The sequence below is a fragment of the Enterobacter sp. DVT3837 genome (assembly GCF_056238685.1).
Genome location: NZ_JBWDLA010000001.1, coordinates 1,001,971 through 1,014,908, shown reverse-complemented (window position 1 = coordinate 1,014,908; position 12,938 = coordinate 1,001,971). Strand labels below are relative to the sequence as shown.

The window sequence follows — 12,938 nt, the reverse complement described above, 5'->3', positions numbered from 1 at the left end:
CTGGTCTTCTGCTACCATCCGCGCAGATTAATTTCCTTTGGATGGTTCTATGTCCCACTCACTCAAAAAGATGACCCTCACCGGGCTCATCCTGATGATTTTTACCTCCGTCTTTGGCTTCGCTAATAGTCCGTCGGCCTTTTACCTGATGGGTTACAGTGCGACGCCGTTCTATATCGTTTCAGCCCTGTTCTTCTTCATCCCATTCGCGCTGATGATGGCGGAAATGGGGTCGGCATACCGGAAAGAAGAGGGAGGGATCTACTCGTGGATGAATAACAGTATCGGCCCGCGCTACGCGTTTATTGGCACGTTTATGTGGTTCTCCTCTTACGTTGTCTGGATGGTCAGTACTGCGGCCAAAGTTTGGGTACCGTTCTCGACGTTTGTTTTCGGTAGCGATAAAACCCAGGTCTGGTCTCTGGCGGGCCTCAGTTCTACACAGGTGGTCGGGATTCTGGCTGTTTGCTGGATGGTAGTTGTGACGCTGGTCGCGTCTAAAGGCATCAATAAGATTGCCCGGATTACCGCCGTGGGCGGGATCGCAGTGATGTGTTTGAATCTGGTGCTGCTCCTGGTCAGTATCGCTATTCTGTGCCTGAACGGCGGTCACTTTGCGCAGGAGGTGAACTTTGTTGCTTCGCCTAACCCAAGTTATCAGTCCGGCCTTGCGATGCTCTCTTTTGTGGTATTCGCCATTTTCGCCTACGGTGGTATCGAGGCGGTAGGTGGTCTGGTCGACAAAACGGAGAACCCGGAAAAGAACTTCGCGAAAGGGATTATATTTGCCGCCATCGTCATTTCCATTGGCTATTCGCTGGCAATCTTCCTCTGGGGGGTCAGTACCAACTGGCAGCAGGTGTTGAGCAACAACACCACTAACCTTGGCAACATTACTTATGTGTTGATGAAAAGCCTGGGAATGACGCTGGGACAGGCGATGAGCCTGACGCCGGAAGCGGCGGTGACAATGGGCATCTGGTTTGCGCGCATTACCGGCCTGTCAATGTTCCTCGCCTATACCGGCGCGTTCTTTACGCTTATCTACTCGCCGTTGAAAGCGATAATCCAGGGCACGCCAAAAGCGCTGTGGCCAGCGCGTATGACGCAACTGAATACGGCGGGAATGCCTGCTAACGCGATGTGGATGCAATGCCTGTTGGTGTGCGTGTTCATTCTGCTGGTGTCGTTTGGCGGTGATACCGCGTCAGCGTTCTATAACAAGCTGACCCTGATGGCGAACGTGTCGATGACGCTGCCGTATCTGTTCCTGACGCTGGCGTTCCCGTTCTTCAAAGCGAAGCAGAGTCTTGAACGTCCGTTTGTGATTTTTAAAACCCGCACGTCAACGCTACTGGCGACGACTGTGGTCGTGCTGGTGGTGGCGTTCGCGAATATCTTCACTGTCATTCAGCCAGTGATTGAAGCGAATGACTGGAACAGCGCGATGTGGATGGTTGGCGGCCCGATCTTCTTCTCGCTGCTGGCGATGGGGATTTATGAGAATTACCGCCGACGCTCAGTGGCGTACGTCACGGAAGCGGTGTAGCGGTTAAAACGCCCCTCCCGAAAGAGAGGGGCGAAGATTTACAGGCTTCCCGCCGGGCGCTTACGTGCCGCCGACGTCAATGTTCTTCCCGATTTACGTCCGTCCAGACTTTCCAGACGCATCTGGAACGGTGGGAATGGCATATCAATACCATGCTCGCGGAAGCCAGCCAGAATCAGCTGGTGGATCTCGTGGCGCAGCGGCATACGGTGTCCCATTTCTGCAGCGTAAATACGCAGCTCGAAAATCTGAATCCCCTGCTGCAAATCGACCAGGAACACTTCCGGTGCCGGGTTATCGAGCACCAGCGTGCAGCGCTCGGCTGCGGTGTAGAGAATTTGTGTCACCTCTTCACTGTTGGCATCCGACGGTGCCGGTAGTGTCAGCACAACACGCGTGACCGAGTCTGACAGCGACCAGTTGATGAACTGTTCGGTGATGAATGCCTTGTTCGGCACGATGATCTCTTTACGGTCCCAGTCGCTGATCGTTGTGGCGCGGGTATTGATCTTCGTTACGCTACCGGTCAGATCGCGGATCGTCACCGTATCGCCTATACGAATCGGTTTTTCAAACAGGATGATCAGGCCGGAAACAAAGTTAGCGAAAATTTCCTGCATGCCAAAGCCAAGTCCAAATGTCAGCGCAGCGACCAGCCACTGTAATTTAGACCACTCAATGCCAATCATTGAGAAACCCACCATCCCGCCAAAGAGCAGGATCAGGTATTTAGTGATGGTGGTAATGGCGTAGCCCGTGCCGGGGGTTAAATCCAGGTGTTGCAGCAGAGCCAGCTCCAGCAGCGCCGGGAAGTTACGTACCAGTTGGGTAGTAATGATCAACACCAGAATGGCAATCAGTACTGAACCTAAGGTTATAGGCTCCAGACTTTCCACGCCCTGAACTGTAGATGTCACGTCCCAGAGAGAGATGTTCTCCAGGAAGCCAAACGCGGAGTGAATTTCCGACCACAGCACGATCACCGACAGGAGAGCAATCAGCATCAGGATGGAGCGTACCAGGCGCAGGGACTGGGTACTGATGGCATCCAGATCCAGTTCGACATCGTCCGCCTCCGTCGTCCCTTCCGTGCTGTTGACGTGGTTTGGCTCATCCTCACCCCGCGCACGCTGAGCGAGGATTTCTGCCCGGCGATGCTTGGCACGGTCGAAGGCCAGACGGCGGCGCTGAATCAACATCCAGCGACGGATGACGTGATACACCACCAGAAGCAGGAACCAGATCGCCACCGAGGTTTCCAGCCGCGCCAGCAGCGCCTTCGAGGTCGCCAGGTAACCCACCGCCGCTGCCAGCATCGCAATCAGCGGAGCGCTCAGCAGCAGGTTCCAGAGCAGGCGGTTGAACATGTTGTCGCCGCTACCGGATTTATCAAGATAGAGCGGTATACCGGCGCGTTTCAGGCTGAGCGTGACGATGGCCAGCGCCCCGCATATCAGCATAAAGCAGAGGCGACCCAGTGAGCCTGAGAACTCCCGGTCGTTAAGATTATCGAACATAATCAGCGCCATAATGAGTGGCACAATCAGTCCGATGCTCATCAGATAGTAACGCATGGCGCGTGCAACACGATTACGCGGCCAGCCAAAGTGGGCGATGAACAGGCCATTTGGCCGCGCGAATGTGGCACAAATCATCACGACCCACAGCAGTGGAACCGTCGCGGTGACGCCATCGCCTATCGCCACGGCGAGCGGATAGGGCCAGGCTTCCCGCAGGCCGTACCCCAGCGTCATCCACAATACCGGTAAAGGAGAGGCCACGAGAATCGACCAGAACACCGTGCGGAGCGTCAGCCAGAAGTGATCCTGGGTGACTTTCCCCACGCGCGAACTGGAACGCTCCAGAAAACGGGTGAAATGTCTGCGCGAGTAAATGCTAAAGCCCACCAGAATCAATGCGCCCAGCAGTGGGAAAATGGTCTCTTTGCTGGTGAGCATCATCACGCTGGCCTGTCCCAGCTGGCTGAAGGTGTCCAGTGAAATCAGGCGGCGCAGATCCTGAACAATCTCAATTGGCCACGAGAAGGTCATTGGACGCACGTCAGAGGTCCAGAAGAGGTAACGGTGCGTTGCCTCGTTTACCTCTTTCAGCGCATCTTCCAGCTGACTGTTTGACACCTTCAGCTTGGTAAGCTCGAGGATCAGCGTATCACCGCCCTGGAGCAGTGAGTTCAGGAGTTCACGCTGGGTGCGCAACTGGGCTTCAAGGATCCGGTTTTGCTCACTGCTCAGAGGTTGCCCGTCAGCCTGACGGATCTGGCGAATTTGCGGTTGTTTGTTGAGAAGATCTTCAAAGTGCAGTCGCTGAACGCGTAGCTGAGCCATCTCGGTATCCAACTGCTGCGGCTTCGGCATTTCCGGCAGGCGTGCAACCTGAGCTCGTAACGCCTCGCCCAGCAGGTTTGATGACCCAAGCCACTGCGACTGTTCGCGCAGAGTGTTGAGCGCCTGGCGGACCTGCAGGGTTTGGTTCGTCGCCTGCCGCTGTTGTGAAGCGACCAGGTCCATACGCTGTGCCTGCTGGTTCAGTGCCGCTGAAAGCTCACGGTTGATCTTGAACTGATCGACGATGCCGACGGGCAGGTTAGCGCTGTTTTCCGCCAGTAGCTCGGTACTTTCCAGCGCGCGTTCGGCCTCGCGCTGGCGCTGGCTATTCAGCTGGTTACGTAGCGCCTGGAGATAAGCATCAAGCTGTTCGCTCTGTTTTTGCGCCAGTTCTGAACGCATCCGCGATAGCTCCTGGCGGTTATTGGCGGAGAGCTGCGCCAGCTCCAGTTCATCGACCAGCGCTTTCAGGCGGGCAGACTCTGCCTGCAGCCCAAGGTTTTGTGCCTGGTTTTGCGGCGTGTTGCCGGTTTGTGTGCCGACACGGCGTTCAACCTCGTTGAGCTGACGGCGGGCATCGGTTTGCTGTTGCGGAAGCTGGCTGAGGGAGTCGGCAATTTCACGCGCTCGCTCCTGCTCCTGCTGAGCAAGGCGGCTCTTTTCCAGAAGCTGGCTGCTGACCTGCAGGATCTCCTGGTTCAGGGCGTCCGAGGTCATGCCTGCGGGCACGTCGCGCGGTTCGTCACGCAAATTATTGAGCTGCGCGCGCAGCGTCTGCGAGAGTTTGGGGAAGTTGTCGATAACCTGCTGATACTGCTGAGCGCGCTCAAGGGAGCCTTTCCGCTCCTCAAGCGCGTTCAGGGCAGACTGGAGCGACTCGACGGTCTCTGGCTGAGCGGGTTTGGCCGCTTTTGCCTGCTCCAGTTCCTGCGTTATCTGTTTGGCGTCGGGGGCTGTCGCTGCGTACGCCCCCATGCTGAGGCACCAGGCCATCAGTAGAACGATAATCGGGCGCACGTCAGCGATCCTTCTGTTGTTAGCCTTCGTCTTTTTTGTCGTCAACCAGCGGGCTGGCGTCGTGCTCGGCGTTAATCTCTTCCTGTGACAGCGGAGCAGATTCTGCATCTGGCGTCACGAAGGTTTCGGCAGAGACCGCCAGCGGCTGGCCCAGTTTGGTGACCGACAGGCTTTCGAGCTGTTCAGCCAGCTTCACTTTACCCGGCGCAAAAAGGTTGATCACGGTAGAGCCCAGCTTGAAGCGACCCATTTCCTGACCTTTCAGCAGGGCGACAGAGCCTTCCGCTTCACCGGCAGGCCAGGTCCAGCGCTTGATCACGCCTTCACGTGGCGGAGTGATGGTGCCTGCCCAGACGGTTTCGATGCTGCCGACGATGGTGGCACCCACCAGAATCTGCGCCATTGGGCCAAATTCAGTATCAAACAGGCAGATGACGCGTTCGTTACGGGCAAACAGGTTTGGTACGTTTTGCGCAGTCAGATGGTTCACGGAGAACAGATCGCCTGGAACGTAGATCATTTCACGCAGAATACCGTTGCACGGCATGTGCACGCGGTGGTAGTCGCGCGGTGACAGATACGTGGTGGCAAACGTACCGTTACGGAACAGGTCTGCCATCAGGTAGTTACCTGCCAATAAGGCCTCCAGGCTGTAGTTGTGGCCCTTCGCCTGCAGGATTTTGTCGTCTTCGATGTTGCCCAACTGGCTGATCACGCCGTCTGCCGGCATCACCAGCACGTTAGGATCGGTATCAACCGGACGAACCTCGTCGCGCAGTGGGCGCACGAAGAATTCGTTGAAGGTGCGATAGCTGGCGGTATCCGGCTTCTGCGCCTCTTTCATGTCGACCTTGTAATATTTTACGAAAAGGTCGATGACCAGTTTGGTCAGCCAGCCTGCTCGTTTGCTTGCGCCCCAGCCCGCCAGGCGAGTGAGCCACAGTTTTGGCAGAATGTATTGAAGCGAAAGTTTAAATGCGTTTAACAAGGTAGCCTCCAGGCCATTGTTTTGTCGTTCCTGATCCGGTGGCAGAGCACCGGAACCTGAAAAAAGGGGACGATTTTAGCGATGCTTAGCTTAGTTGTCAGTTATCAGAATCAGAAAAGTTTTTACGCGTTTTTACTTGATCCATGCTCTCAAGAATACGGTGGTAATTCTCGAAGCGAGTCTCCGCGATTTCACCATTCTCGACCGCTTCACGGATAGCGCAACCTGGGTCGTTATCGTGTTTACAGTCGCGGTATTTGCAAGCGCCTAAATAATCATGGAATTCGACAAATCCGTTGAAGATTTGTTCCGGCTCGAGATGCCATAAACCGAATTCGCGCACCCCCGGAGAGTCGATCACATCGCCGCCATGTGGGAAGTGATACAGGCGTGATGCGGTGGTCGTGTGCTGGCCCAGACCCGAGACATCAGACACATCGTTGGTGAGGATCTCCTGCTGGAGACCAAGCAGGTTATTCAGCAGGCTCGATTTACCCACGCCGGATTGACCCGCGAAGATGCTGATACGATCGGTGAGCGCCTCTTCCAGCGGTTTCAGGCCATCTTTGGTGTAGCTGGAGACCATCAGAACGCGGTATCCAATCTTGCGATAGATATCCATCTGTTCATTGACGAAAGCCATTCCTTCGTCATCCAGCAGATCGATTTTGTTCAGCACGATAATCGGTTCAACCTGCAGTGTTTCGCAGGCGACGAGGTATCGGTCGATAATATTGAGTGAAAGTTCAGGCAAAATCGCCGAGACGATAACGATTTGGTTAATGTTGGCGGCAATCGGTTTCACGCCGTCGTAGAAATCGGGACGGGTTAACACAGACGTGCGCTCATGGACCGCTTCAACGATACCTTTTACCGTAACACCTTCCGCCGCCTCTTTACCCGGACGCCAGACGACGCGGTCACCGGTCACCAGAGAACGAATGGTCCGGCGGATGTTGCAGCGGTGGATCTCACCATCGGCGGATTCCACGTCGGCATGCATACCGAAACGGCTGATGACTACACCTTCCGTTGGTTCGCCAAACAGGTTGTCGTCGTAATCGACCTTCTCCGAAGTGGTTTTAAGACGGCGCTGGTGATTGGCATTCACGCGGCGCTGCTGCCCTTTGGAGAGTTTATTTTTACTCAATCGCGCTGGCTCCTGGTCGCCCGTAAGGGGCAAAACCTCTATGATACACTCTAATTAATACTAGTTAACCTGCTACTGCCGGTTATGCGAGAAGGGTGGAAAATAACATGAGCGCGGATGAAAACAACCTGATTTGGATCGATCTTGAAATGACCGGGCTGGATCCCGAGCGCGATCGCATCATTGAGATTGCAACCCTGGTGACCGATGCCAACCTGAATATTCTGGCGGAAGGGCCGACGATTGCGGTTCATCAATCTGATGAACAGCTTGCATTGATGGATGACTGGAACGTGCGTACCCATACCGGCAGCGGTCTGGTGGATCGCGTGAAGGCCAGTACTCAGGGTGACCGTGAGGCGGAGCTGGCGACGCTTGAATTCCTGAAACAGTGGGTTCCGGCAGGCAAATCGCCAATCTGTGGTAATAGCATCGGCCAGGATCGCCGCTTTCTGTTTAAGTACATGCCGGAGCTCGAGTCTTACTTCCACTACCGCTATCTGGATGTGAGCACCCTGAAAGAGCTGGCTCGTCGCTGGAAACCTGAAATCCTGGATGGCTTTAAAAAACAGGGGACGCATCAGGCAATGGACGATATTCGTGAGTCTGTTGCGGAGCTGGCGTATTACCGCGAAAACTTCATTAAGCTGTGATTTTGAGATCCGGCGCCTTGCGTGGCCGGGTTTTTGCCGTTAAATTGTGCAGCTTGCCGATTAAATAAGCATTTGAACTGAATTTCGAAAAAATCGCTTTCAGGGGGGTTGCAGCTAAAAGGATTTCTCGTATAATGCGCCTCCCGTAACGACAGAGAATTACACGTTACGACAGCAACAAAAGCAGTACAGATTTGCGGGAATAGCTCAGTTGGTAGAGCACGACCTTGCCAAGGTCGGGGTCGCGAGTTCGAGTCTCGTTTCCCGCTCCAAAATTTGAAAGTGCTTTTAAAGCATGCACCACCCAAGCGGGAATAGCTCAGTTGGTAGAGCACGACCTTGCCAAGGTCGGGGTCGCGAGTTCGAGTCTCGTTTCCCGCTCCAAAATTTGAAAGTGCTTCCACAGCACGCACCACCCAAGCGGGAATAGCTCAGTTGGTAGAGCACGACCTTGCCAAGGTCGGGGTCGCGAGTTCGAGTCTCGTTTCCCGCTCCAAATTCTTCTTCATCTTTAAAATATCCACAGCGAAAAGAGTCGTTGGGGACGTTTTCTGTTGTCTCTGAAATACTCTTGTGAACAGAGTTATCCACAGAAACTACGTTTAATCGGAATCGGCTAAAAACTTAGCAGGGTGAATAGTATTCGTGTAATTATCTGTATTATATGAATAAAATTTGATTTCAAAATGTTATTGAGATCACTTGACCTCTTCTCCAGTCCCGATGCTGCTTGAGTTTGTATTTTTATACACAGGCTGTGAATATATTATGCGTCGCGCGTAAGCCCTTTCTCAATCACCCTCACCAGGCGTTGTTTCTTCGGTGATTGCACCTCGACTACGCAGGCATTTCGCTTCTCGATTTGCTGTGCAACCGCCCATTCTATGTGTTCATCGAGAAGTGGGTGCTCACCTCTGCGGCTTTCGAGCGCCTGAATATTGGCTTCATCCCAGGGCGCATTCCCCAGTGCAACGGCAACATTACGTAGCCAGCGCAAATGGCCAATGCGACGAATGGCAGACCCTTCTGTCACTTTCAGGAACCAGGCTTCGCTCCAGGCGAACAGCTCAACGAGTTGCGGTGCGTGCAGAGCTTTACGCGGACTGAAATCTTCTTCATCCGTGAGTTGTGAATAGCGGTTCCATGGGCAGATCAGCTGACAGTCATCGCAGCCGTAGATTCGGTTGCCGATAAGCGGCCGAAACTCCTCAGGGATCGCACCTTCCAGTTCGATAGTGAGGTAGGAGATGCAGCGGCGAGCATCAACAGTATAGGGTTCAACGATAGCGCCGGTGGGGCAGATGGTCATACAGGCCACGCAGCGGCCACAGCCTTCCTCTACCGGACCGTCTACCGGCAGCGGTAAATCAATCAGCAGTTCCCCGAGGAAGAAGAACGATCCGGCGTCGCGGCTAAGGATAAGTGAGTGCTTACCTGTCCAGCCAAGCCCGGCTTTTTCGGCGATCGGGCGCTCAAGAATAGGCGCAGAATCGACAAAGGGTCTAAAATTCAGCGAAACACAGTGCTGCTGAATAGTTTCCCCGAGTTTTTTTAAACGGTTACGCAGAAGCTTATGGTAATCACGTCCCAGGGCGTACCGGCTGACGTAACCCAGCGAGGGGTTTTTTAGCGTGCGCGCAAAAGCCGCGTTGGCGGGCAGGTAGTTCATGCGCACACTGATGACACGTAATGTGCCCGGCAAAAGCTCGTGCGGACGGGCGCGCATCATGCCATGACGCGCCATCCACTCCATTTCGCCGTGGTATTGTTTGTCCAGCCAGGCCTGTAGTTTCGGCTCGCTGGCGGAGAGGTCGGTATCGGTAATGCCTACCTTCTGGAAGCCAAGCTCAGCACCCCACTGTTTAATTTTTTGCGCTAACTGATTGAGATCGAGGGGCTGTGACATGACGGACCATACAGTGAAGAAAAACCCCGCAAGTATACCACATTCCATCTGGCATGCGGACGACCTCCGGCGCGCCGAAAAAGAGGCAGCAGACAGCCTCGGTATCACCCTATATGAACTCATGCAGCGCGCAGGCGAAGCCGCATTTAACGTTGCCCACAATGCATATCCGCAATCCAGACACTGGCTGGTTTTGTGCGGGCACGGCAATAACGGCGGTGACGGTTATGTCGTCGCCCGTCTTGCCGTTGCTGCGGGTATCCGCGTCACGTTGCTGGCGCTGGAGAGTGATAAACCGCTGCCGGAGGAGGCCAGCGCGGCCCGAGATGCCTGGCTGAATGCCGGCGGTGTGATTCATGCACCTGATATCCTCTGGCCGGAGGATATGGATCTGATTATTGATGGTCTGCTCGGGACCGGTCTACGCAGTGCGCCGCGTGAGAACATTACCGCGTTGATTACACATGCCAATTGCCATTCCGCGCCGGTGGTGGCGCTGGATATTCCCTCAGGCCTGATAGCACAAACTGGCGCGACGCCGGGGGCAGTGATTCAGGCGGCGCATACGGTAACATTCATCGCCCTGAAGCCGGGTTTACTGACCGGCAAAGCGCGGGGTGTGGTCGGCGTACTGCACCACAATGCGCTGGGTCTGGACAGCTGGTTAGCTGGTCAGGAAACGCACCTTTCGCGCATTGATGCTTCGCAGCTTGCAGAGTGGCTGCCCCCGAGACGTCCCACATCCCATAAAGGCGATCATGGCAAACTGGTGATTGTCGGGGGGGACTACGGTACGGCGGGGGCTATCCGCATGGCGGGTGAAGCGGCATTGCGAAGCGGTGCTGGTCTGGTGCGAGTCCTCACGCACATCGAGAATATTGCGCCGATCGTTACTGCCAGACCCGAGTTGATGGTGCATGAGCTTACGCTCCCGATGCTCGAGGAAAGCCTCGAGTGGGCAGATGTGGTCGTTATCGGCCCCGGGCTTGGGCAGCAGGCGTGGGGTAAACAGGCCCTGCAAAAGGTCGAGAATTTTCGTAAACCGATGCTGTGGGATGCTGACGCACTGAACCTTCTGGCAATCAACCCGGATAAGCGTCACAATCGCATTCTGACGCCACACCCCGGCGAAGCCGCGCGTCTGCTTAACTGCAGCGTGGCAGAAATTGAAAGCGATCGCTTACTTTCTGCTCAGCGTCTGGTAAAACGTTACGGAGGTGTTGCCGTTTTGAAAGGGGCAGGAACCGTCGTCGCCAGTGACGAGGCGCTGGGCATTATTGATGCCGGAAATGCGGGCATGGCGAGTGGCGGAATGGGTGATGTGCTTTCAGGCATCATTGGCGCATTGCTTGGACAGAAACTTCCCCTTTATGATGCAGCCTGTGCGGGCTGCGTGGCTCATGGTGCAGCGGCAGATCAACTGGCTGCACGTTACGGTACACGCGGTATGCTGGCCACCGATCTTTTTTGCACGCTGCGGCGTGTTGTTAACCCGGATGTGATTGACGTAGAAAATGACTAATCGAGCGATTCCTTTACCTGATGAACAAGCCACTTTAGATCTCGGCAAGCGCGTGGCGCAGGCCTGTCAGGGGGCAACCGTCATTTATCTGTATGGTGATTTAGGTGCGGGTAAAACCACCTTCAGCCGGGGCTTTTTACAGGCGTTAGGGCATAGGGGGAATGTGAAAAGCCCAACCTACACGCTGGTAGAACCGTACACCCTTGAAAATCTCATGGTGTACCACTTCGATTTATACCGCCTTGCGGATCCTGAGGAGCTGGAATTTATGGGGATCCGTGATTATTTTGCCAATGATGCCATTTGCCTGGTGGAGTGGCCGCAACAAGGTGCGGGTGTGTTGCCTGACCCGGATGTCGAAATTCACTTAGATTACCAGGCACAAGGGCGTGAGGCACGCATCAGTGCGGTTTCCTCATCAGGGTGTTCCTTACTGGCTCGTTTAGCCGGTTAAGCTTAGGGATAACGGGATGATTAATCGCGTTAAAAGTTGGTTATTGGCTGCCACCGTGCTGCTGTGCGCGCAGGCCGGGGCGGCTAACCTCTCAGATATTCAGGTATCGAACGGTGAAAGCCAGGCCCGGATCACATTCAGTTTTATGGGTGACCCTGAATACGCTTTTTCACAGCCAGACAGCCACAGCGTGGCGCTGGATATCAAACAAACCGGAGTGATTCAGGGATTACCACTGCAGTTCAGCGGTAACAATCTGGTGAAGAGCATTCGCTCAGGCACACCACAAGATAGCCAGTCATTGCGCCTGGTGGTTGATCTCACCGAAAAGGGCAAAACGAAGGCGGTCAAGCAACAAAACGGCGCGAACTATACGGTGGTTTTTACCATCAATGCTGATGTACCTCCACCACCGCCTCCGCCAGTGGTGGCAAAACGCGTCGAAGAACCAGTTTACACGCCGCGTCCTTCTGAACCTGCACGTAATCCGTTTAAATCGGACAGCGACCGCATTACCAGCGTCACCAGCAGTAATACCGTCACGCGTCCTGCGGCCAGCACACGGCACGCGGTTAGTGGTGATAAGGTGATTATCGCGATTGATGCAGGGCATGGTGGTCAGGATCCCGGCGCGATTGGTCCTGGTGGCACACGGGAGAAAAACGTCACGATTGCGGTAGCTCGTAAGCTGCGGACGTTGTTAAACGATGATCCGATGTTCAAAGGCGTTCTGACTCGCGACGGCGACTATTTTATCTCTGTAATGGGCCGCTCAGATGTGGCGCGTAAACAAAATGCCAACTTCCTGGTCTCCATTCATGCGGATGCAGCGCCAAACCGTAGCGCGACTGGCGCATCGGTATGGGTGCTTTCGAACCGCAGGGCGAACAGCGAAATGGCAAACTGGCTGGAAGAGCACGAGAAACAGTCTGAACTGTTAGGCGGTGCGGGTGATGTGCTGGCAAACAGCCAGTCAGATCCATATCTCAGCCAGGCAGTGCTGGATTTACAGTTCGGTCATTCCCAGCGCGTCGGTTATGATGTCGCCACTAACGTATTGAATCAGTTGCAGGGCATCGGAGCATTGCATAAGCGTCGTCCGGAGCATGCGAGCCTGGGGGTTCTGCGTTCGCCGGATATTCCATCCATTCTGGTGGAGACAGGCTTTATCAGCAATAACAGTGAAGAGCGTCTGCTGGGCAGCGACAGCTACCAGCAGCAACTTGCCGAAGCCATTTATAACGGTTTGCGTAAATATTTTGAGGCGCATCCTCTGCAGTCCGCGCCACAGGGCGGGGCAGCTCAGACGGCCAGTGCCGCGCAGCCTGGCGAGATAACTGCGACCAACTAAGGA

9 protein-coding genes and 3 tRNA genes are annotated in these 12,938 nt (G+C 54.9%); 8 read left to right on the top strand and 4 right to left on the bottom strand.

Features of this window, described 5'->3' with window-relative positions:
* Nucleotides 1–49: 49 nt before the first annotated feature.
* On the top strand, nt 50–1,549 hold the full coding sequence (gene yjeM / locus AC0XWG_RS04960) for a glutamate/gamma-aminobutyrate family transporter YjeM (RefSeq protein ID WP_128348301.1): 1,500 nt from the start codon (nt 50–52) through the stop codon (nt 1,547–1,549).
* A 38-nt stretch (nt 1,550–1,587) separates the two neighbouring features.
* On the opposite strand, the gene mscM is transcribed toward yjeM, so the two are convergent.
* From mscM to rsgA, 3 genes are all read right to left on the bottom strand, one after another.
* Entirely contained in the window at nt 1,588–4,911 is a 3,324-nt protein-coding gene (gene mscM / locus AC0XWG_RS04955) for a miniconductance mechanosensitive channel MscM (RefSeq protein ID WP_049007256.1), read from the bottom strand.
* 19 nt (nt 4,912–4,930) lie between these two features.
* Complete coding sequence (gene asd / locus AC0XWG_RS04950; RefSeq protein ID WP_108089439.1) at nt 4,931–5,899, bottom strand: archaetidylserine decarboxylase; 969 nt, start codon at nt 5,897–5,899, stop codon at nt 4,931–4,933.
* A 97-nt stretch (nt 5,900–5,996) separates the two neighbouring features.
* Nucleotides 5,997–7,049, bottom strand: coding sequence for a small ribosomal subunit biogenesis GTPase RsgA (gene rsgA, locus AC0XWG_RS04945; RefSeq protein ID WP_032666746.1), 1,053 nt, complete (start codon nt 7,047–7,049; stop codon nt 5,997–5,999).
* 107 nt (nt 7,050–7,156) lie between these two features.
* Between rsgA and orn the strand changes: the two genes are divergently transcribed.
* The 4 genes from orn (at nt 7,157) to AC0XWG_RS04925 (ending at nt 8,198) form a co-directional block, all read left to right on the top strand.
* Nucleotides 7,157–7,702 carry an oligoribonuclease gene (gene orn, locus AC0XWG_RS04940; RefSeq protein ID WP_028016433.1) on the top strand — a complete coding sequence of 182 codons (546 nt, stop codon included), beginning with the start codon at nt 7,157–7,159 and terminating at the stop codon, nt 7,700–7,702.
* Between the two features lie 196 nt (nt 7,703–7,898).
* Nucleotides 7,899–7,974, top strand: a tRNA-Gly gene (locus tag AC0XWG_RS04935).
* 36 nt (nt 7,975–8,010) lie between these two features.
* Nucleotides 8,011–8,086, top strand: a tRNA-Gly gene (locus tag AC0XWG_RS04930).
* A 36-nt stretch (nt 8,087–8,122) separates the two neighbouring features.
* Nucleotides 8,123–8,198: transfer RNA gene (locus AC0XWG_RS04925), tRNA-Gly, on the top strand.
* A gap of 270 nt (nt 8,199–8,468) precedes the next feature.
* Here AC0XWG_RS04925 and queG read toward each other — a convergent pair.
* Entirely contained in the window at nt 8,469–9,608 is a 1,140-nt protein-coding gene (queG, locus tag AC0XWG_RS04920) for a tRNA epoxyqueuosine(34) reductase QueG (RefSeq protein ID WP_208594659.1), read from the bottom strand.
* Between queG and nnr the strand changes: the two genes are divergently transcribed.
* Genes nnr through amiB form a run of 3 tightly spaced genes read left to right on the top strand, consistent with a single transcriptional unit; the run spans nt 9,607 to nt 12,935 of the window.
* A complete protein-coding gene (gene nnr, locus AC0XWG_RS04915; protein ID WP_475680431.1) occupies nt 9,607–11,130 on the top strand; it encodes a bifunctional ADP-dependent NAD(P)H-hydrate dehydratase/NAD(P)H-hydrate epimerase in 1,524 nt (507 codons plus the stop codon). The genes queG and nnr overlap by 2 nt on opposite strands.
* Nucleotides 11,123–11,584, top strand: a complete 462-nt coding sequence (gene tsaE / locus AC0XWG_RS04910) for a tRNA (adenosine(37)-N6)-threonylcarbamoyltransferase complex ATPase subunit type 1 TsaE (protein ID WP_128348298.1) — start codon at nt 11,123–11,125, stop codon at nt 11,582–11,584. The genes nnr and tsaE overlap by 8 nt, the downstream gene beginning before the upstream one ends.
* 16 nt (nt 11,585–11,600) lie before the next feature.
* Nucleotides 11,601–12,935: an N-acetylmuramoyl-L-alanine amidase AmiB gene (amiB, locus tag AC0XWG_RS04905; RefSeq protein WP_128348297.1), complete on the top strand. Its 1,335-nt coding sequence runs from the start codon at nt 11,601–11,603 to the stop codon at nt 12,933–12,935.
* The last annotated feature ends 3 nt before the right edge of the window (nt 12,936–12,938 follow it).

What these genes read in the sequence shown, in the direction of transcription:
- tsaE (WP_128348298.1), top strand. Translation starts at nt 11,123, where the DNA reads ATGACTAATCGAGCGATTCCTTTACCTGATGAACAAGCCACTTTAGAT.
- queG (WP_208594659.1), bottom strand. Translation starts at nt 9,608, where the DNA reads ATGTCACAGCCCCTCGATCTCAATCAGTTAGCGCAAAAAATTAAACAG.
- amiB (WP_128348297.1), top strand. Translation starts at nt 11,601, where the DNA reads ATGATTAATCGCGTTAAAAGTTGGTTATTGGCTGCCACCGTGCTGCTG.
- yjeM (WP_128348301.1), top strand. Translation starts at nt 50, where the DNA reads ATGTCCCACTCACTCAAAAAGATGACCCTCACCGGGCTCATCCTGATG.
- nnr (WP_475680431.1), top strand. Translation starts at nt 9,607, where the DNA reads ATGACGGACCATACAGTGAAGAAAAACCCCGCAAGTATACCACATTCC.
- orn (WP_028016433.1), top strand. Translation starts at nt 7,157, where the DNA reads ATGAGCGCGGATGAAAACAACCTGATTTGGATCGATCTTGAAATGACC.